General features: G+C 45.6%; 12 protein-coding genes, 2 pseudogenes and 1 CRISPR repeat array. Of the genes and pseudogenes, 13 read left to right on the top strand and 1 reads right to left on the bottom strand.

All coding sequences use genetic code 11. The features are described 5' to 3' along the window. The 9 genes and pseudogenes from QUA23_RS31170 to nrdJ (QUA23_RS24885) form a co-directional block, all read left to right on the top strand. A pseudogene (locus QUA23_RS31170) lies at positions 1-318 on the top strand (leucine-rich repeat domain-containing protein); the annotation flags it as partial. Between the two features lie 534 nt (positions 319-852). Next, positions 853-1,428: pseudogene (locus QUA23_RS31165) on the top strand (DUF6745 domain-containing protein); the annotation flags it as partial. A 196-nt stretch (positions 1,429-1,624) separates the two neighbouring features. Beyond that, a complete protein-coding gene (locus QUA23_RS24915; protein ID WP_333074922.1) occupies positions 1,625-2,578 on the top strand; it encodes an ABC transporter ATP-binding protein in 954 nt (317 codons plus the stop codon). 78 nt (positions 2,579-2,656) lie between these two features. Beyond that, complete coding sequence (locus QUA23_RS24910; protein ID WP_333074921.1) at positions 2,657-4,321, top strand: hypothetical protein; 1,665 nt, start codon at positions 2,657-2,659, stop codon at positions 4,319-4,321. A 575-nt stretch (positions 4,322-4,896) separates the two neighbouring features. Next, positions 4,897-7,059, top strand: a complete 2,163-nt coding sequence (locus QUA23_RS24905) for a DUF4394 domain-containing protein (protein WP_333074920.1) — start codon at positions 4,897-4,899, stop codon at positions 7,057-7,059. A gap of 272 nt (positions 7,060-7,331) precedes the next feature. Then, positions 7,332-7,616 carry a hypothetical protein gene (locus QUA23_RS24900; RefSeq protein WP_242716892.1) on the top strand — a complete coding sequence of 95 codons (285 nt, stop codon included), beginning with the start codon at positions 7,332-7,334 and terminating at the stop codon, positions 7,614-7,616. A 30-nt stretch (positions 7,617-7,646) separates the two neighbouring features. Next, on the top strand, positions 7,647-8,336 hold the full coding sequence (locus QUA23_RS24895) for a hypothetical protein (protein WP_333074918.1): 690 nt from the start codon (positions 7,647-7,649) through the stop codon (positions 8,334-8,336). Between the two features lie 405 nt (positions 8,337-8,741). After that, entirely contained in the window at positions 8,742-9,986 is a 1,245-nt protein-coding gene (gene nrdJ / locus QUA23_RS24890) for a ribonucleoside-triphosphate reductase, adenosylcobalamin-dependent (protein WP_333074917.1), read from the top strand. Between the two features lie 244 nt (positions 9,987-10,230). Beyond that, positions 10,231-11,304 carry a ribonucleoside-triphosphate reductase, adenosylcobalamin-dependent gene (gene nrdJ, locus QUA23_RS24885; RefSeq protein WP_333074916.1) on the top strand — a complete coding sequence of 358 codons (1,074 nt, stop codon included), beginning with the start codon at positions 10,231-10,233 and terminating at the stop codon, positions 11,302-11,304. Positions 11,305-11,572: 268 nt separating this feature from the next. Here nrdJ (QUA23_RS24885) and QUA23_RS24880 read toward each other — a convergent pair whose 3' ends face one another. After that, positions 11,573-13,051 (bottom strand): bifunctional orotidine-5'-phosphate decarboxylase/orotate phosphoribosyltransferase, encoded by a 1,479-nt coding sequence (locus tag QUA23_RS24880; RefSeq protein ID WP_333074915.1) that lies wholly within the window; start codon positions 13,049-13,051, stop codon positions 11,573-11,575. Between the two features lie 239 nt (positions 13,052-13,290). On the opposite strand from QUA23_RS24880, the gene QUA23_RS24875 reads away from it, so the two are divergent. The 4 genes from QUA23_RS24875 to QUA23_RS24860 all read left to right on the top strand — a co-directional run bounded on the left by QUA23_RS24875 (position 13,291) and on the right by QUA23_RS24860 (position 18,148). After that, positions 13,291-13,554, top strand: a complete 264-nt coding sequence (locus QUA23_RS24875; RefSeq protein WP_333074914.1) for a pentapeptide repeat-containing protein — start codon at positions 13,291-13,293, stop codon at positions 13,552-13,554. Between the two features lie 47 nt (positions 13,555-13,601). Further along, the gene (locus tag QUA23_RS24870; protein ID WP_333074913.1) at positions 13,602-14,312 is read left to right on the top strand and encodes a DUF547 domain-containing protein; all 711 of its coding nucleotides are present in this window, start codon (positions 13,602-13,604) and stop codon (positions 14,310-14,312) included. Between the two features lie 252 nt (positions 14,313-14,564). Further along, positions 14,565-17,051: a CRISPR direct-repeat array (repeat unit 37 nt; unit sequence GTTGCAATCAACCTAAATCCCTATCAGGGATTGAAAC). An 84-nt stretch (positions 17,052-17,135) separates the two neighbouring features. Further along, positions 17,136-17,978 (top strand): GNAT family N-acetyltransferase, encoded by an 843-nt coding sequence (locus QUA23_RS24865; RefSeq protein ID WP_333074912.1) that lies wholly within the window; start codon positions 17,136-17,138, stop codon positions 17,976-17,978. A gap of 23 nt (positions 17,979-18,001) precedes the next feature. Beyond that, positions 18,002-18,148 (top strand): hypothetical protein, encoded by a 147-nt coding sequence (locus QUA23_RS24860; RefSeq protein WP_333074911.1) that lies wholly within the window; start codon positions 18,002-18,004, stop codon positions 18,146-18,148. Positions 18,149-18,299: the final 151 nt, after the last annotated feature.

Here is an 18,299-nt window from a genome sequence, read left to right as displayed (position 1 = left end):
CTGACAACACTGGATCTCGGCAGCAATCAAATTAGCGACATCAGCTTCCTCGGCTCGCTCACCAATCTGACAACACTGGATCTCGGCAGCAATCAAATTAGCGACATCAGCTTCCTCGGCTCGCTCACCAATCTGACAACACTGGATCTCGGCAGCAATCAAATTAGCGACATCAGCTTCCTCGGCTCGCTCACCAATCTGACAACACTCAATATCAGCAGCAATCAAATTAGCGACATCAGCTTCCTCGGCTCGCTCACCAATCTGACCACACTGGATCTCGACAACAATCAAATTACCGACATCAGCGCCTTGCGATCGCTCACCAATCTGACAGAACTGATTCTCGACTCCAATCCAATTACCGCTCTGTGCGTGTTAGGCGAACTCGCACAGAAACATCTTACTCTCTCGACTAAGCCAGTTAATGGTGAAAAAGCCACAGCAGCAGTCAAAGTGGCCTATGCCGCTATTGGCTTAGAAGAACCCGAAGTTATTATTTGCAGCAGTCCCCGCGACGCTTATCTCCAAATCTTCAACTTGCCGAAACGCGATCGTTCACCAAACTGGTCAAACGAATGGGACAGCAATAGATTGGGGAAAAAGCTAGACAGAAAATGGATGTCCCAATCGATTGTGAGAGACTTTACAAGTCCGGGCGTGTGGGAGTATGAGCTCGATTGCATGGCTATCGAGCCCGAAGCAGACAGCACACTGAGTTCGCTAATGTACGAATTGGCTGACAGCTATGTGCGATCGGAACAAACGATGGGGAATGTTTTTCCCGATTATTTGGAGGGCCAGGAATATCCTGAAACCCCCACGACTTTGTTTAAGGAAATCTATTTGACTGAATGGTATATATCTTCATTAGGCGTCAATGTTTCCCAAAAGGCACAAGAAATACTTCGCTCCCAAAAGCTGCTTTTCGAGCATTGCGGTTGGATATTTCCCTTTGAAAAGTTTTGCGCGGTGTGCGATCGCCCCCGCCATCTTCGCTTTGACAGTCAAAACCGCTTGCACGCTGAAGCAGAACTTGCGATCGAGTTTGCGGATGGATGGAATTTTTACTATTATCACGGCGTCAGATTGCCTGAAGAATACGGCAAAGTCCACCCAAATCAATGGCAATCGCAATGGCTTTTAACAGAAGAGAATGCCGAACTTCGGCGAGTGTTAATTGAAGCAATTGGTTACGATCGCATTTGTCAAGAGTTGTCAGCAGAACAAATAGATAGTTGGCAGAAATATGCACTATTACAAATAGATAACGCCGATGTCGAGCCGATTTGTTTGTTAAAAATGACTTGTCCGAGTACGGGATTCATTCACGCTTTGAGAGTGCCGCCTAACCTGACATCTGCTAGGGAGGCAATTCGCTGGGCAAATTGGGATATCGATCCAGAGGAATTTTCCGTGCAGACTTGATATAGCAGAAGGAAGAAGGAAGAGGGAAGAAGGAAGAAGGAAGAGTTAATATTAGCAAGGATTTCAGCGATCGATAATGTCTTTGTTTTAATTTCAGAAACGAGATGACAATTCCTGGAAGAACGGGCTAGGCTAGCTGTAGACTTCTATTTCCATGCCAGGAATGCACAGATAAAACTTCATTCACCCTCCAAACATGGCAAAACAACTAGCAATAGAAACTCGCGGGCTCACGAAACAATTCGATCGCCATATAGCCGTCAATGACATCGATTTGCAAGTAGCAGCAGGCGAAGTATGCGGACTCATCGGCCCCAACGGTGCCGGCAAAACTACTTTGCTGCGGATGTTGGCGGCGGCTGAGGAACCGACTATCGGGGAAATTTACATCAACGGGGATAGGTTATTGCGCGATCGATCGCACCCAATTCTCAAACAGCGCATCGGCTTTCTTCCCGACGACTTTCCCCTTTACGACGACTTGACTGTTTGGGATTATTTAGACTATTTTGCCCGACTCTACAACCTCCAGCAACCGCGCCGCCGATCGCGAATCAACTCCGTGTTAGAACTGGTGCAACTAACCAACAAGCGCAACAGCTTAATTTCCACCCTGTCGCGGGGGATGAAACAGCGCCTCAGTTTGGGGAGAACTATTATCCACGAACCGCTATTGTTGTTGCTAGACGAACCCGTTTCTGGCTTAGATCCGATCGCCCGAATGCAGTTCCGCGAAATTATCAAAGTTTTGCAAGAAGCCGGCATGACCGTAGTCATATCATCTCACGTCCTCAGCGACTTAGCCGAACTTTGTACCTGGGTCGGCATCATGGAGCTCGGATATCTAGTCGAAAGCGCACCTTTACAAGAACTTTACAAACGCCTCAGCCGCCAGCAAATTTTCCTGTCGGTTTTAGGAAATAAATTAGAAGCGCTAACATCGGAATTAAAAAACTTTCCTTGGGTAGAAAGTTGGGAGATAATCCCGGAAACTCAGCAGGTGTGCGTTGACTTTTCAGGAAGCCCGGAAGATGCCGCAAATTTATTACGCGAACTTGTGGCCGCCAACATTCCCCTAACCGAATTCCACTGCACTCAAGAAGACTTAGAAACCATCTTCCTCAAGATGGGACACAAACAAGCATCCTAATTTGCTCCTTTCCTGTTTCCCCGAATAAACAGTGAGTTATAACTAAGTCGTCACCCATTGCTAAATCACCAATAACCAATGACACTCCACTTACTAGACAAAATAGGCAACTGGAATCCCCAGTTATTTCGAGAAATCAAAGGCCGCTTGAATACTGGCAATATGGCGATCGCCTCTGCCCTTTCCCTAAGCGCTCAACTGCTGCTGTGGATGTATTTCAGCGCCCAGATACCCGTTCCCCCTGCTAATGGCAACTACACTTATCCCATCCATCACAGATTTTGCTTAGAGACTGCCAAGTCCTCTGAGAAACAGTGCGTCAGAGATGCCTTGGGCAACTTTGCCATTGACTGGCCCAACTGGTGGCTAGAGATATTCATTTTGCTGAGCATATTGAGCGTGTTAGCTTTATTAGTAGCAGGGACTTATCTGCTGGTCAGCGACTTAGACAAAGAGGAACGCCGCGGCACCCTCAACTTTATTCGCCTCAGTCCCCAATCTGCCAAAACAATTTTTCTCGGCAAAATTCTGGGCGTCCCAATTTTACTTTATCTAGCAGCAATTCTGACAGTACCGCTGCATTTGTACGCTGGATTAGCAGCCCAAATACCCCTGAATGAAATTTTATGTTTCTACACAGCCGCTGCCGCTAGCTGTGCTTTATTTTACAGCGGTGCGATGCTATTCGGATTGACAACCAGTTGGTTGGGAGGATTTCAACCTTGGTTGGCTAGCGCTACGGTTTTTGTTGTGTTTGGGATTTCTTGGCTGCCGCTCACGCGAGCTGCTTGGGATGTGTTACATTTTTTGTCTCCCCTTGCTATGCTGAGATATCAGCTTTTTGTAGTTGATAAAACTGATTTCGATTCGTTAATTGAAAACTTAGACAAGTTGCAATGGTTTTACTCGCCAGTGGGTACAAATATTGCGAGTGGCCTTGCTTTGTGTCTCTTGGTTTGTGGTACCGGAACCTACTGGATGTGGCAGGGATGGCAGCGCCGCTTTCCAAATCCCAGTGCTACAGTTTTGAGCAAGCGGCAAAGTTATTTGCTAGTTATCTGCTGTCAGGTAATATTTTTAGGGTTTGCACTCCAATCAGACACCCCAGACAACGCTAATCTCATCTGTTTACTTATCTTGAATTTGGTGATGTTCTTAGCTTTAATTGCAGCTTTAACATCTGACAGACAATCATTGTACGATTGGGCGAGGTATCGGAAACAAATCGTTCCCAGCAATCAGAAGCTGTGGCGGCGCTACCCACTACTCGATTTAATTTGGAGCGATAAAAGTCCGGCTGCAGTTGCGATCGCGATTAATTTCCTCAGCTCAGTAATAATTTTAACACCTTGGGCACTGTTGGAAAAAAGTGAGAATAATGGATTTTGGGGTGTAATTTTCTGCCTGAACCTTATCCTGATTTACGCAGCCATCACCCAACTATTCCTATTTACCCAAACCCGAAATCAGGAAATTTGGGCTGCCTGCACAGTCGGTGGCGCTATCTTGTTGCCGCCTCTGATTTTATCTATGCTCTTGCTCACCCCTGAAAAAGCTCCTCTGTTGTGGTTGTGTTCAACATTTGGTGGCTTTTGGTCTTCGTCGTCTCTGGCAGCGTCAGGAAATACAATTTTGCTCTCCATACTGAGTCAGTGGAGTGTCTTGGTGTTGTTGAATCTCAAATTACGATCGCAACTGAGACTCGCAGGGCAATCAGCTTCTAAAGCACTGCTGAAAGCTTGAAAAAGCTGGGGAAGGGATTAAACGTGAAACTCCGATTCAGGCAGGGATTTAAACCCCTGCCTGAAAGCTTAAGTCGTCTGAAAACGACTGTTTAACTAACTTATTATGCCAATTCCGCATTTATAATCCACTTTATATTGAGCGATGGTGGTCGCCGCCACACACACAAAGCCCCCCTTCGCAGGCTTTAAAATTAAAGTTGAAAAATAATTTCTGACTGGACAGATCCAAAATTATAGAGTCAGCGTATATTACTAATGAAAGCAGTACAAAATTTCATAGGTTCGCACCGCTAAAAATTTCAGCTTGCCTGTTTGCAGTTGAGCTGCGATCGCCCTTGGCTACACACCCAACTATAAAATACGGCTAAGTGATCTGTATTTAGGAGTGAGTTTATTTGAATCCGGGGGCGGGTTTATATATCATTTTAGCTGCGTGTAATACTTTTATGGCAACCCACCCCTACAGCCGAAGATAAGAAAAACTATCCTCAAAGTGCGAATTTGTGATATTTTGACTGAGAATACCGCCACCGTTAGGCAACAGAAGTATCAAATTTAGAGGGTGATTAGAGCATGGCAGAAATTAGAGGCACCGCCCAAGCAGACTTGCTTGCAGGAACTCCCGAAAATGACCTAATTTTTGGTTTGATGGGCAATGACACCATTACCGCAAACTCTGGTAATGACAGTATTTATGGAGGAAAACAAAGCGATTTAATTGAGGGCAATTTAGGTCAAGATTCGCTTTTTGGAGATTTAGAGAACGACACTATTAACGGCGGAGACGGTAACGATTTTTTGGTGGGCGGAAAAGGCAGCGATTCCATATCGGGAAACTCCGGCAATGATGTTTTGTCTGGCGATCGAGATACTGATGTCCTGATAGGCGGAGACGGGGCAGACCTATTTGTTTTGAGACGCTACGCTGAGGCAGATCCGGTTCGTACCAGCGGCGGTGTTAGTTTGGCAAATGCAGACGCGATCGCCGATTTTACACCCGGTACAGATTTAATCGGTTTGGGCGAAGGTCTCAGTTTTAGCGACTTAAATATTCTCGAAGCTGGAAACAATACTGTTATCCAAGACCGCGTAACAGGAGAATTTCTCGCTACCCTCCAAGGGGTGAGACAAAGTGCGATTAACCAGGCAAGTTTCACTAATAATATTAGCAGCGTTGTTCCCAATCCCCCGCCTCCAGCGCGGACAACGGCTTATGCTTTAACTCCTGCTAATCGGATTGTCGGTTTTAGCCTTTCCAATCCGGGAAGTGTGATCTCAGATTTGCCCGTGACTGGATTGCAAGCGGGAGAAAGTTTGCTGGGAATTGATTATCGGCCGGCTAACGGTTTGCTTTACGGTGTGGGTTCTAGCAATCGCTTGTATACTGTCAATCCGATGACTGGGGAAGCAAGTCCAGTCGGTAACGGGGAGTTTGCTGTTCCCCTAACTCCGGGGGCTGCGGGTTTTGATTTCAATCCGACAGTCGATCGAATTCGGTTTGTCAATCAAGCCGATCAAAACGCCCGCCTCAACCCGGATACCGGGGCACTTGTGGATTTTGACACGCTGGCGGGGGGAATTCAACTAGACGGGAATTTGGCTTATGCTGCGGGCGATCGCAATTTTGGAAGTTCTCCGGCTGCTGCTGGGGCTGCGTATGTGAATAACTTTGCAGGCGCAACTTCTACAACCCTGTTTGCAATTGACAGCGATTTGGATGTTTTGGTGCGCCAAGATCCGCCGAATAATGGAGTGTTGAATACGATCGGATCTTTGGGAGTTGATGCTACTAGCGTTCTCGGCTTTGATGTCAGGAGTATTGGCGGCCGCGAGGTGGCAGTGGCGGCGCTGGAAGTTGGGGGCGTTTCCGGCTTGTACAATATCAATTTAAGTAGTGGTCAAGCTTCCTTTGTCGGTCAAATTGCCGACGGGAGACAGATTAACGGTTTGGCTTTGCCTTTGCCTACAGCTTACGCTTTAACTGTCAGAAATGGCGCTGAAACAATTGTCGGTTTTAACGAGGCGGGACCGCGGGCGATTCTCAGCGACGTGGCAGTTACGGGGTTGCAGCCGGGAGAAAGTTTGCTGGGAATAGATTTTCGCCCCGCTAACGGTTTGCTTTACGGTGTGAGTTCTAGCAATCGCTTGTACGCGATCAATCCGGTTACTGGGGCTGCAAGTCAAGTCGGTAGCGGGCAGTTTGCTGTTCCCCTTACTCCGGGGGCTGCGGGTTTTGATTTCAATCCGACGGTCGATCGAATTCGGTTTGTCAATCAAGCCGGTCAAAACGCCCGTCTCAACCCTGATACTGGGGCACTTGTAGATTTTGACACCCTGACGGGGGGAATTCAACTCGACGGGAATTTGGCTTACCGGACTGGCGATCGCAATTTTGGCAATCCCGGCGCTGGTGCTGCTGCTGCGTATGTGAATAACTTTGCCGGGGCCACTTCGACGACACTATTTGCAATTGACACCAATTTAGACGTTTTGGTGCGCCAAGATCCGCCGAATAATGGAGTGTTGAATACGATCGGATCTTTGGGAATTGATGCTGGTACTGTTCTCGGCTTTGATATCAGGAGTGTTAACGGTAACGAGACGGCTTTGGCTGCGATCGAGGTTGGCGGAGTTTCCAGCCTGTACAATATCAATTTGACGACCGGTCAAGCTTCGATCGTCGGCCAAATTGGTGACGGGCGAGGGATTAAAGGCTTAGCACTGACTTTGATTTAACTGCTAGATTCCCAGCGATTTTAGGCATCAATTATCTAGTTTTTAGGTGGAAAATTGAAAACAAGTCAGCTTTTCTACAATCTCAAATTGCAGGACTAAGGCCAACTGGCTACAAGTCGATAGTCCTGTGACAGTTGGCCTTAGTCCTAATTGTCAATCTAAAATCGTTTGGGCAATTCCAAATACTTCGGCTACGCGAGAGTACAAGTTCAAAATTCCAAATTCAAAATTCCCAACTTGAGGTAACATATTATTTTGACAACAAAGATAATATGTTATCTCAAGTTTTTTACTTGCTCCGTTCCCGCAGTGACGGCAAATATCTCTGTGCCAATCCCAATCCCGATGCGGCAGTTAGTTACCTGCTGATGTTTCGCGAAGACTATGACGCTTTGAGTTATCTCAACGCCCACGCTGCTGAGGTTGCCGATCGATTCGGGGTAGAATCGATTTCTGGTTCTTCTGTCAAAAAGCTGCTCGAACGTTGGGGATTTAACGGTGTGGGGGTTGTTCAAGACCCCCTGTTGCCAAATATTGAGTTTTTAACAACTCATTAAAGTTATTTTCCTTAAAATTGAACTCGAATCATGAATCTAAAAAAAAGGTTGCCACACTCTCCCTTGGCGATCGCCGCTTATTGCCTGATTATTGCGATCGGCATCATTTTTTGGGGCGGGCCGATTTCTGTAGCTGGATCAGTTGCAGAATTGAGAATTGGCGAAGGGTCTAGGTATGGGTTAGCCCGTGAAGGTCATCGAATTACGATCGTGTCCGGACATTCTTTTTCATGCGATTGGAAAGATGCCTCCAATAACATCAATCGATGTAGAACGAACCTGAAAGGTCGATCGCTTGAGATTGAATTTAAGGAAGGATGGTTGGAAGTAGTACCGCAGTGTAATATTAGATACAGCGGACAATCGTTTCAATGCGGCGCTTTTTATGACTTGCCCCACAAACCCAATCAAGCCGATGTCTGGATAGAAAATTCTCTGGGCTTAACAGACTTCGATCGAATTTGGCTTTTTTTAACCAATCCATTAGCCAATATCTTCGGAAATATGATCGAAAGTGATTGGGATAATATAACACCTATTTTGAGTTGGGTAGTAGCCATTCTAATTGCAGCGGCACTCGGTGTGCAGTTTATGCAAACACCCAGGGTTGGGTCGAGATTTGCAGGTTTGATTCTAATCGTGCCGATATCAATATTAATCACACCGATCGTTTGGTGCTTTACACTATTAGTCTTGATACTAACCGGACACGTTGATTGATAAAGTAATAATAAGTAATAGACATCTCCCATAATTATTGTGGAACAGGCCGTCCAGCCTGTTCTTCACAGCCTTTTTGGAAGATGTCTAATAAGTGATAAGTGATAAGTGATTAACTCTCGAATTATAATTTCCATTTTCAAGCGCGGAAGCAAAGAGAGTAGTCATGCGATAAAGCCGTTTCCCGAATTCTCGGATGAGATTCAAAATAGCGTTATCGATCGCCTCGCCTTAAACGGAACTTACACCGTGTAATGGCTGTAGCGATCGCCCGATCGACCTTCCCGAGTCCGAAGCCCCATATTTAGTGCAAATTGTCAAATTTATCAAGCTTTCACCCTAAATCTGAATCCTGTTGTATATTCGTAGTCTGTTGATTTATTCCGACACGTCAGTACACAACCTATGGTTCGAGAATTAGAGCGATCGAGTGCCAGCGAGAAACGCAACCCGTCCGATTTCCCCGAAACAGCACCCGCAGCCAATCCAGTATTTTTTAGGACTTACAGCCGCCGTACCGAGACGGGAAGGGAGACTTGGGCCCAAGTGTGCGATCGAACAGTCAAGGGGTTGCAAAAGCTGGGAAACCTCACCCCCGAAGAAACACAACTGCTGCACCGGATGCAAAACCAGCTCAAAACCCTCGCTTCAGGCCGCTGGCTGTGGGTAGGTGGCAGCAAATGGATCGAACAACCAGAGAATTTTTCCGGTGCATATAATTGCTCCTCAACAAATATTCTCGACTGGCGTTCCTTTGGTTTGTTGATGGATTTGGCAATGATGGGCTGCGGCACTGGGGCAGTCTTGGAACCACAATATATCAACCAACTGCCGCCGATTCGCAACCGTTTAACCCTAACCATGCAAGGCGAAATTGGCTCTACACCCGCCCAGTTGCGCCGTCAAGAAACAGAAGTAAAAATAGCCGAAAAAACCGCAACTATTTATGTCGGAGATTCTCGCCAAGGTTGGGTAAACTCCTATCAAACTTTGCTGGAATTATCCACAGATGAAAGATTTGCAGGAGAAGTTCAACTATTCATTGATTTGAGCGATGTTCGCCCGGTGGGAGAACCTTTAAAAGGTTTTGGCGGAGTAGCAAATCCGGTGAAATTGCCCGACCTTTATCAGCGCTGCGCCGCTATTTTGAATAAAGCTTTAGGGCGGCAGTTAAATTCAGTTGAATGCTGCGTTCTGATAGATGAAGCTGCGGTGACAATTGTGGCTGGCAATATTAGAAGATCGGCCGGAATGCGTCAGTTTTCTTCTGATGACGAACTGGGGGCAAATGCTAAAAACAATTTGTGGCAACAAGATGAAAGCGGCAACTGGAGAATAGATCCAGAACGCGATGCCCTTCGGATGGCCAACCATACGCGAGTTTTCCATACCAAACCTACACTAGAAGAATGTATAGATGCTGTCCGCAAACAGTATTACAGCGGCGAAGGTGCGATTCAATGGGCCGGCGAAGCTGTAGCTAGATCTAACGTTGATTTACTTTCAACACCGAGTCTTAGAAGTGAGTTTTTGAAAGCTTACGACGAAGGAAAAGCTAAAGAGTGGTTGCAGGAACGCCATCCTAATATGACTGCTGGGGAGTTAGAGCATCGGTTAGTCCGCGTGGGCTTAAACCCGTGTGGTAAGTAATTTTGCCTCACGTAAAAAACTTCGCAAAATCGGAGAAGACTGAGATGTTAACTCCGAGGTAAGTAAGGGAATTAAAAATCCTTTACCACCGTAGAGCGTACCGGGTGAACCTTCTTTATTGAAGAATATAATCCTGGCAAGAGTGCGGGGCATTTACAACTAAAGTAGATGAAAAAGTACGCCGATCTACAGGGAAAATCGAATCTGTAGAACTAAAGGATAAAAAGCCTCTAGGGTAACAAAAATGGAAATCATCGGCTCTAATTTCCACTGTAATTTGGCGGAGGTTCACCTCAATCAAATTGATCCTTACAACTTCAAAGAACAGGAGGAAGCTTTCAGGGCTGCGGCTCTATCTGTCGCGGTACTTCTCAATCACAAATTTCTTGAACCGCGCTATCAATACAGCCGCGAACTAGACCCGATTGTCGGCGTATCTTTCACGGGATTGTTCGATTTCTTCGTTCACGCTTTCGGCGTTGAGTGGCTGCGCTGGTGGGTGGAAGGCCGCCCGCAAACTCCGCAAGGAATCGCTTTTAAACAGCGGGAAGAAGAGTATTTGAGTGGTTGGCGGGAGATTGTGAATCGGGTAGTATGGGATTATTGCGATCGCCATTCCTTAAAACGCCCAAATCGCTGCACAACGGTTCAACCATCGGGTACTAAATCTCTGCTGACAGGTGCTTCCCCTGGGTGGCATCCGCCGAAAGCCCAGCGTTTTATTCGCCGCATCACTTTCGGCAAAAACGACCCCGTAGCCCTCGCCTGTATCGACTACGGATACAATGTGATTCCGTCTCAATCTGACAAGGATGAAAACGGCAATTTGCTGAACAATCCCTTCGATGAACGCTGCACGGAATGGCTGGTAGAAATACCTGTTGCAGTAAGTTGGGCTGACTTGCCCGGTGCTGATGAAATTGACATTAACAAGTTCTCAGCGGCGGCACAAATGGACTTTTATATGCAGGTGCAAAAGTTCTATGTGCGACATAACACTTCAGCCACGATTGAACTGCGCGAAAATGAAGTAGAAAGTTTGGGTACTCGGATTTACGAAGCGATTCGCGATGATGAAGGCTACATTTCCGCAGCGCTTTTAGCTCGGTTTGATGCTCTTGAAACTTTCCCGCGTCTGCCCTTTGAACCGATAAACAAGGAAACTTACACCAAGATGGTGGAAGAAACTTTAGCGCGCCGCGAAATTGATGTTTTTCACGCGGCTTTGAGTCGCTATGACTTAGGTGAAATGATGGATTCGGGGCCGGCGGGTTGCGATTCTGATAAGTGTCTGATGCCGGAGACTAAGGCTATGTAATAGCCTTGAAGGAAATCCCCCAAATGGGGGATTTTTTTTATGTTTAATTGCATATAAACATAAAATCGTAGATACTGTCTTGGTCTGTCAAAGAGTACCGTTCAAATAATTGGGATCGAAAGGCTTTTGGGATTTTAAAATCCCAAAAGCCAAATGCACTACCTTCCGATATCAGGGAAAAAACGTACATTGAGTGGGGGCGGGTTCCTCAGATTATTAATTTTTGGCGATTATGGTTGGTAAAAGTCTGCCCTAGAGGAATTGGGGTTTAATGTTCCGCTGTCAAAAGATGGAATTGCTCGGTATCAATGCGATTTGCTCGATACAAAACTTCAGCTATTTCCGAAAGCGCTAACACAGAATGTGCGCGATAACCGTTGGCCTGCATCTTATCTTTGACTCCCTGTTCGTGGTCGATCAATACCACGATATCTTCCACATTCAAGCCAGCAGATTTTAACTTAGCCGCGCCTTCCATTACGCTTTTGCCACTAATCAAAATATCATCGACTACGACAATCATTTCTCCTGGATGAAAATGCCCCTCGATTAATTTGCCGGCACCGTAAGTTTTCACCTCCTTGCGCGGGAAAATCATCGGGCGTTCCATCCGCAAGGCTAAACCGGTTGCTGTGGGTAAAGAACCGTAGGGAATTCCCGCAATGCGATCGAATTTTAAGTTTTTAAGAATGTCTGCATAAGCGCTGACAATTTGGTGGAAAATCTGGGGAATTGAGATTATTTTCCGCAAGTCGATGTAATATGGAAATACGGCGCCCGATGCTTGTACGTGGTCGCCAAAAACTACGCAGCCGATGTCGTAAAGTTGCAAGATTAAATCGCGGTGAGGTTCCGGTTGTAAAAAGCAAACATCGGGCAGCCACAATTCGCAAGTGGGACTACCTTCGATCGCGCGCAGCCTCTGTTGATTAATATTATCCCGCAATTTCTCAATTTCTCGGTGCGGCTCTTTCCCCGCTAATAAAATCGGGGGGACTGGCAGCAATAAACCTTCACCATTCTTGCTTAAACCGGCCGCCAGCAGTTGTGCGAGGTCGTTTTCTTCTGTCAGGTCATTTTCTTCGGCGATGTCTCCTTCGACTAAAATTAGGCGTTCAGGAGCAGCTTGGCGGATGCGCGCCAACATATCCGGCATTACTCCTACTTCTAAACCGACTTTTTCGGGAGTTCCCCAAGTTTGAGAGAGTCGGACTAAGTGCAAGTACAAAGGATTTTCGGGCGTCGGGTATTCTTGCACAGCCTCGGCTGAGGGGTTGGCGGTGGCACAGAGTACAAAAACAGTTTTTCCGGCGTATAACAAAAAAGGCGCTACTTGGTCGAATCCGGCATAGGGACTTAAGGTAATAGCGTCAACTCGCCAGTCTTGAAATACAATTTTGGCAAAGACTGTGCTGGTATTTAAATCGCAGTGTTTGGCATCTAAAATTACTGGCAGGTGAGGGGGAATAATTGTTAAAATTTCTTGCAGCAATGCCCAACCTGGAATACCGAGAGATTGGTAAAAACCGAGGGTGATTTTGCAGGCACAGATTAAATCGGCTGTTTGGTCGATCGCACTTTTTAGCTTTGCAAACAAATCAGTTACAAAACTTTGAGTTTCCTCCCCTGTCATGGAAACCAGCGGGGGCAAGGTTTCCGGGTCGGGATCGAGGGCTAAATACAGCAAACTTTGATTGGTTTCAACAGCCGCTAACAGTTTATCGAAAAAGTCGGTTCGTTCCGTCATAATTTGTTAGGAAGGTAAGGGGAATTAAAAAAATTGGAGATCAAAGTGGGATTGGTGTTGTGCCGGAAGAAACCGATCCCCGTTGAAATTGAAATTAAGAATCTTTTAAGATTGTAGAATGTAAAGAGCAGGAAATCTGTAACTTGGGGAGCAGTTTCATGGGGAATGATTTTCGGGTTGGCTACACGGGTGATTGCACCTAAGTCACAGCAAGTCAATTAGTTGTGGTAAACTAACCAGTGTCCGGGCGGGGATTTTATCGGCATTCCCTGGGGAAGGCGAGTTTAGCAAATGCGAATTTGCCAGGGGCAGATTTAAGAGAAGCAAATTTTAGGGAAGCTAATTTATCGGGGGCAAATTTGAGCGGCGCTTCTTTGTGGCAAGCTAATTTACAAGGCGCTAATTTGACTCAAGTTAATTTAATCCAGAGCCCGTTTGACGGGGTTAATTTAAAAAATACTACCGTTGTAGGTGTTATTTTGGTTGACGGTAGTATTAAATAGAAGCAGAAGCTAAAGCAATGCCCGCCTTATATTATGGATAGTAATAAATGATCGGTACGATCGACTTTAGGATTTGGGACGAGTTGCTGCAACGCTACGTTGACGATTTCGGTCGCGTCAATTATCGGGGCTGGAAAGCTGAGGGGGCGGATGTTCTGAGGGCGTGGCTGGAAAGTTTGGCAGATGTGGATTTGGCGGATTGTAGTGATGCGGATGCGCGGCTGGCGTTGTGGCTGAATGCGTACAATGCGATCGCAATTTCTCAAGTTCTCGAAGTATATCCGATCGCGTCGATCCGTCCCAAAGTTTTGGGAATTCCCAACTGGCTGAGTTTTTTGGATTTTTTCACTCGTTCAAATTCGATTATTGGCGGCAAAAAGTACAGTCTCAATCAAATCGAACACGCAATTTTGCGGCCGGAATTTGCCGAACCGCGCATCCATTTTGCATTAGTTTGCGCTTCAGTCGGGTGCCCGCTGCTGCGCCGGGGGGCTTATTTCCCGGAGTCTGTACGGACTCAACTAGAAGCGGATGCCAGCCGTTTTATTCACAATCCTGATAAGGTGCGATATGATGCCGAGAAAAAGACGCTTTATTTGAGCAAGATTTTTAAGTGGTACGAGGAGGATTTTGTAAAGGCGGCGGGTTCGGTGGCTGAGTATGTGGGCGGTTATTTGGGGCCGGAGGCGGCTGTGAGTGATGGATGGGCGATCGTTTTTTTGCCCTATGACTGGAATTTGAATCGGGTTGAAGGTTGAGATTTGCGCCTATGGGTAGGTGTTTTTTTGAGGGGGTAATTTTTTTCGGCTGTATCAGTTGCGTAGTATGGGTTTAAGGCACTTTAGGAAAAATCCGCCGGACGCAAATGCTGTATTGCTTGCTGTGAAAGGTTGTGAGGTTTATGGAAAATTTTGCCTCTTGACAGGCCGGTTTTGAAATGGTAGTTTTAATGTGTACAGACGCAAACGAACCTTGAAAACTAAATACAGTAACGGTTTCAGAAACCAACTGTTGCAATCAACCTAAATCCCTATCAGGGATTGAAACTTTGTCCGCTCAGAGATCGAGCATAGCAGATATGTCAAGGGTTGCAATCAACCTAAATCCCTATCAGGGATTGAAACCGCCTCATCCTTTGTGAAATAGCGGGGGGTGTCTGGTTGCAATCAACCTAAATCCCTATCAGGGATTGAAACGCGCAATCACCTTCGCTCGCTAGTGAATCGCGGGTTGCAATCAACCTAAATCCCTATCAGGGATTGAAACAAGTTAGGAAGCTATCGCCCCGACCTTTGGGGCTTTGTTGCAATCAACCTAAATCCCTATCAGGGATTGAAACGCTGCTGCAAATTCGGCATCCCGCGCGATCGATTGTTGCAATCAACCTAAATCCCTATCAGGGATTGAAACCCATCTGCTTCGCAGCCAAAGAAACATCTAGCCCAAGTTGCAATCAACCTAAATCCCTATCAGGGATTGAAACCATCAACTCCACCATATTCAGGATGGTAGTTTTCAAGTTGCAATCAACCTAAATCCCTATCAGGGATTGAAACACTGACCGCCCACGGGTTAGAGTTCGATCGCAAAGTGTTGCAATCAACCTAAATCCCTATCAGGGATTGAAACACTGGAGTGCCATCAAGACAATGAAGTTATTCAAGGCGTTGCAATCAACCTAAATCCCTATCAGGGATTGAAACACGCGGATTACGGTGCTCGCGTGTGTAAATTTTTTGTTGCAATCAACCTAAATCCCTATCAGGGATTGAAACTTGTTTGGGGGCATAGAATGTGTGACCTTCCGAAGTTGCAATCAACCTAAATCCCTATCAGGGATTGAAACTACCCCGATCCGGGATGCAAGTTGCCTGAACCTGGTTGCAATCAACCTAAATCCCTATCAGGGATTGAAACACTCATATTAACGGCGTAAAAACAGTTTTTGCTGATAAAAGTTGCAATCAACCTAAATCCCTATCAGGGATTGAAACCCGGTTGTTCCTGAGCCTCGGTACTTCGACCGCGGTTGCAATCAACCTAAATCCCTATCAGGGATTGAAACAATCTGTGCCAGCGCCACAAACGGACAGTCGAACTGTTGCAATCAACCTAAATCCCTATCAGGGATTGAAACACGGCTGTGGCAGCGCCGCCAAAACCTCAAACAGTAACGCAAGTTGCAATCAACCTAAATCCCTATCAGGGATTGAAACCCAGCTTAATATCAGGATTCGCCCTAAGTTATGAGTTGCAATCAACCTAAATCCCTATCAGGGATTGAAACATAAATTTGAAAAACAGTGGTTAGGAGTAGAATACAGTTGCAATCAACCTAAATCCCTATCAGGGATTGAAACTAACTACGGGATTGTCCGCAGTCAACCAAAAGCTAGCGTTGCAATCAACCTAAATCCCTATCAGGGATTGAAACTGAAGATTTGAGCATCGGGATTCAGCTTAAAGTCGTTGCAATCAACCTAAATCCCTATCAGGGATTGAAACCCCGGCGCAAATGCTTCTGTTTCGGGAAAAAGCTACGTTGCAATCAACCTAAATCCCTATCAGGGATTGAAACGTAATTTTTGCCGCCGTTGTGATAGTGATAGTTGGTTGCAATCAACCTAAATCCCTATCAGGGATTGAAACGATTTACGGATTGATTGAATCCAGAATGTGCGTGTAAGTTGCAATCAACCTAAATCCCTATCAGGGATTGAAACAAAGTCCCAGCGATCGCAGGAGAATTCAAACCAAGTTGCAATCAACGTAAATCCCTATCAGGGATTGAAACGTTTTAAAATCTGCTTTTGATGCTTGCCTTCAATGTTGCCATCAACCTAAATCCCTATCAGGGATTGAAACTTTTGGCAATCGATTTTGACGGCTCCTCGGCGTGGGGTTGCAATCAACCTAAATCCCTATCAGGGATTGAAACAACACAAAAACATTTAGAAGAGTTCAAGAAATCGGGAGTTGCAATCAACCTAAATCCCTATCAGGGATTGAAACTCTGGATGATTGAACTTAGTAATATTTCTGGTAGTGTTGCAATCAACCTAAATCCCTATCAGGAATTGAAACTCAAATGGACGCCAGATCAAGGAAAAAAAAATTCTCAAGTTGCAATCAACCTAAATCCCTATCAGGGATTGAAACTTATAATAGCAATGCAATCAAATAGAATTTTTTAGGTTGCAATCAACCTAAATCCCTATCAGGGATTGAAACTCAAACCTCCTGCTAATTTCGCATACTTTAAGAGCATTATGTTGCAATCAACCTAAATCCCTATCAGGGATTGAAACTTTCGGAAGTATTCAGGAGAGGAGGAGACAGGAGGAAAGAAGGTATTCTTCTCCTGACTCCTGACTCCTGACTCCTTCTTCGCCGCAATCAAACTAAACCCCTATTAGGGATTGAAACAATGATTCTTGCCGGGTATACTGGCGGAGGGAAAGCCGCAATCAAACTAAACCCCTATCAGAGATTGAAAAACGGTGGCAGTAACAGCGCATGAACTGGCAGCCGATGTTGCAACTACCAAAAACCCCACATCCAATAACTTTAAGTAAAAAAATATGACCCAAAAACAATGGATGATTAGCCGGATGACGATATCGGAACTTAATTTAGCAGTAGATTGGGCAGCCGCAGAAGGTTGGAACCCCGGATATTATGATACCGAATGTTTTTTTCAAACAGATCCTCAAGGATTTTTCATGGGTTATTTGAATGATGAACCTATTGCTTCAATTTCTGCCGTTGCCTATGATTCCAGTTTTGGTTTTATTGGTTTATATATTGTCAAACCTTCCTTTCGGGGCCAGGGATGGGGATTAAAATTGTGGCAAGCCGCGATCGAATATTTAGGAACGCGAAATATTGGTCTGGATGGCGTTATTGCCCAACAGGAAAATTATCAAAAATCTGGTTTTAAATTAGCTCACCGTCACATTCGTTATCAAGGTCGAGGATTTGGAGTTATTCCTGACGATCTGATTCCACTTTCAACCGTTCCTTGGGAAGAAATTCTCGCCTATGATTCTCAACATTTTCCTGTTCCCCGTCCGGTTTTTTTAAAGCATTGGATTCAACAACCTGAAATAATCGCTTTCGGTGTAAAAGATAAGGGAAAACTACGCGGTTATGGCGTTTTAAGAGTTTGCCGTCAGGGGTATAAAATTGGGCCGTTATTTGCCGATAATGTCGGTCTTGCCGAATTATTATTGCAAGGGTTAATGGCACAAATCCCTAATAATACTGTATTTTTAGATGTGCCTGACACCAATTTAGAAGGTATTAATTTGGCTGACAAGTACGGAATGAAACCAGTTTTTGAAACTGCACGAATGTACACATTAACGCCACCAATTTTACCCCTAAATCAAGTGTTTGGGGTGACAACCTTAGAACTGGGTTAAACATCAGTTAACAGCACAAGCTGATGGGCCGCCATTGCCGCGCGCCAAACAGTATTGCGGTGATTGTGGCTAGTACCGCTATTTTGCCGACACTTGCTTCACCGATCGCCAACCCCTGCCACATTCCCAGTCCCCAGGTGATCGCCAGTTTGATCGACAGGAGGAAGTAATTTAGGTTGCAATTACCATAAAACCCTATTAGGGATTAAAACATCGAGGATTATAATCCTCGACAACAAATGATTCATAGTTGCAATCAAACTAAATCCCGATCGGGGATTGAAACAAAATTCTGCGTTACTAGGAAAAGTGACTGGTTAG

This window comes from Microcoleus sp. Pol1C5, from assembly GCF_036701115.1.
Lineage (GTDB): Bacteria > Cyanobacteriota > Cyanobacteriia > Cyanobacteriales > Microcoleaceae > Microcoleus.
This window is presented reverse-complemented; position numbering and strand designations above follow the sequence as displayed.

Coding starts and splice junctions, on each gene's coding strand:
- QUA23_RS24905 (WP_333074920.1), top strand. CDS start 4,897: ATGGCAGAAATTAGAGGCACCGCCCAAGCAGACTTGCTTGCAGGAACT.
- nrdJ (WP_333074917.1), top strand. CDS start 8,742: ATGGTTCGAGAATTAGAGCGATCGAGTGCCAGCGAGAAACGCAACCCG.
- QUA23_RS24915 (WP_333074922.1), top strand. CDS start 1,625: ATGGCAAAACAACTAGCAATAGAAACTCGCGGGCTCACGAAACAATTC.
- QUA23_RS24860 (WP_333074911.1), top strand. CDS start 18,002: ATGGGCCGCCATTGCCGCGCGCCAAACAGTATTGCGGTGATTGTGGCT.
- QUA23_RS24865 (WP_333074912.1), top strand. CDS start 17,136: ATGACCCAAAAACAATGGATGATTAGCCGGATGACGATATCGGAACTT.
- QUA23_RS24870 (WP_333074913.1), top strand. CDS start 13,602: ATGATCGGTACGATCGACTTTAGGATTTGGGACGAGTTGCTGCAACGC.
- QUA23_RS24900 (WP_242716892.1), top strand. CDS start 7,332: ATGTTATCTCAAGTTTTTTACTTGCTCCGTTCCCGCAGTGACGGCAAA.
- nrdJ (WP_333074916.1), top strand. CDS start 10,231: ATGGAAATCATCGGCTCTAATTTCCACTGTAATTTGGCGGAGGTTCAC.
- QUA23_RS24895 (WP_333074918.1), top strand. CDS start 7,647: ATGAATCTAAAAAAAAGGTTGCCACACTCTCCCTTGGCGATCGCCGCT.
- QUA23_RS24910 (WP_333074921.1), top strand. CDS start 2,657: ATGACACTCCACTTACTAGACAAAATAGGCAACTGGAATCCCCAGTTA.
- QUA23_RS24880 (WP_333074915.1), bottom strand. CDS start 13,051: ATGACGGAACGAACCGACTTTTTCGATAAACTGTTAGCGGCTGTTGAA.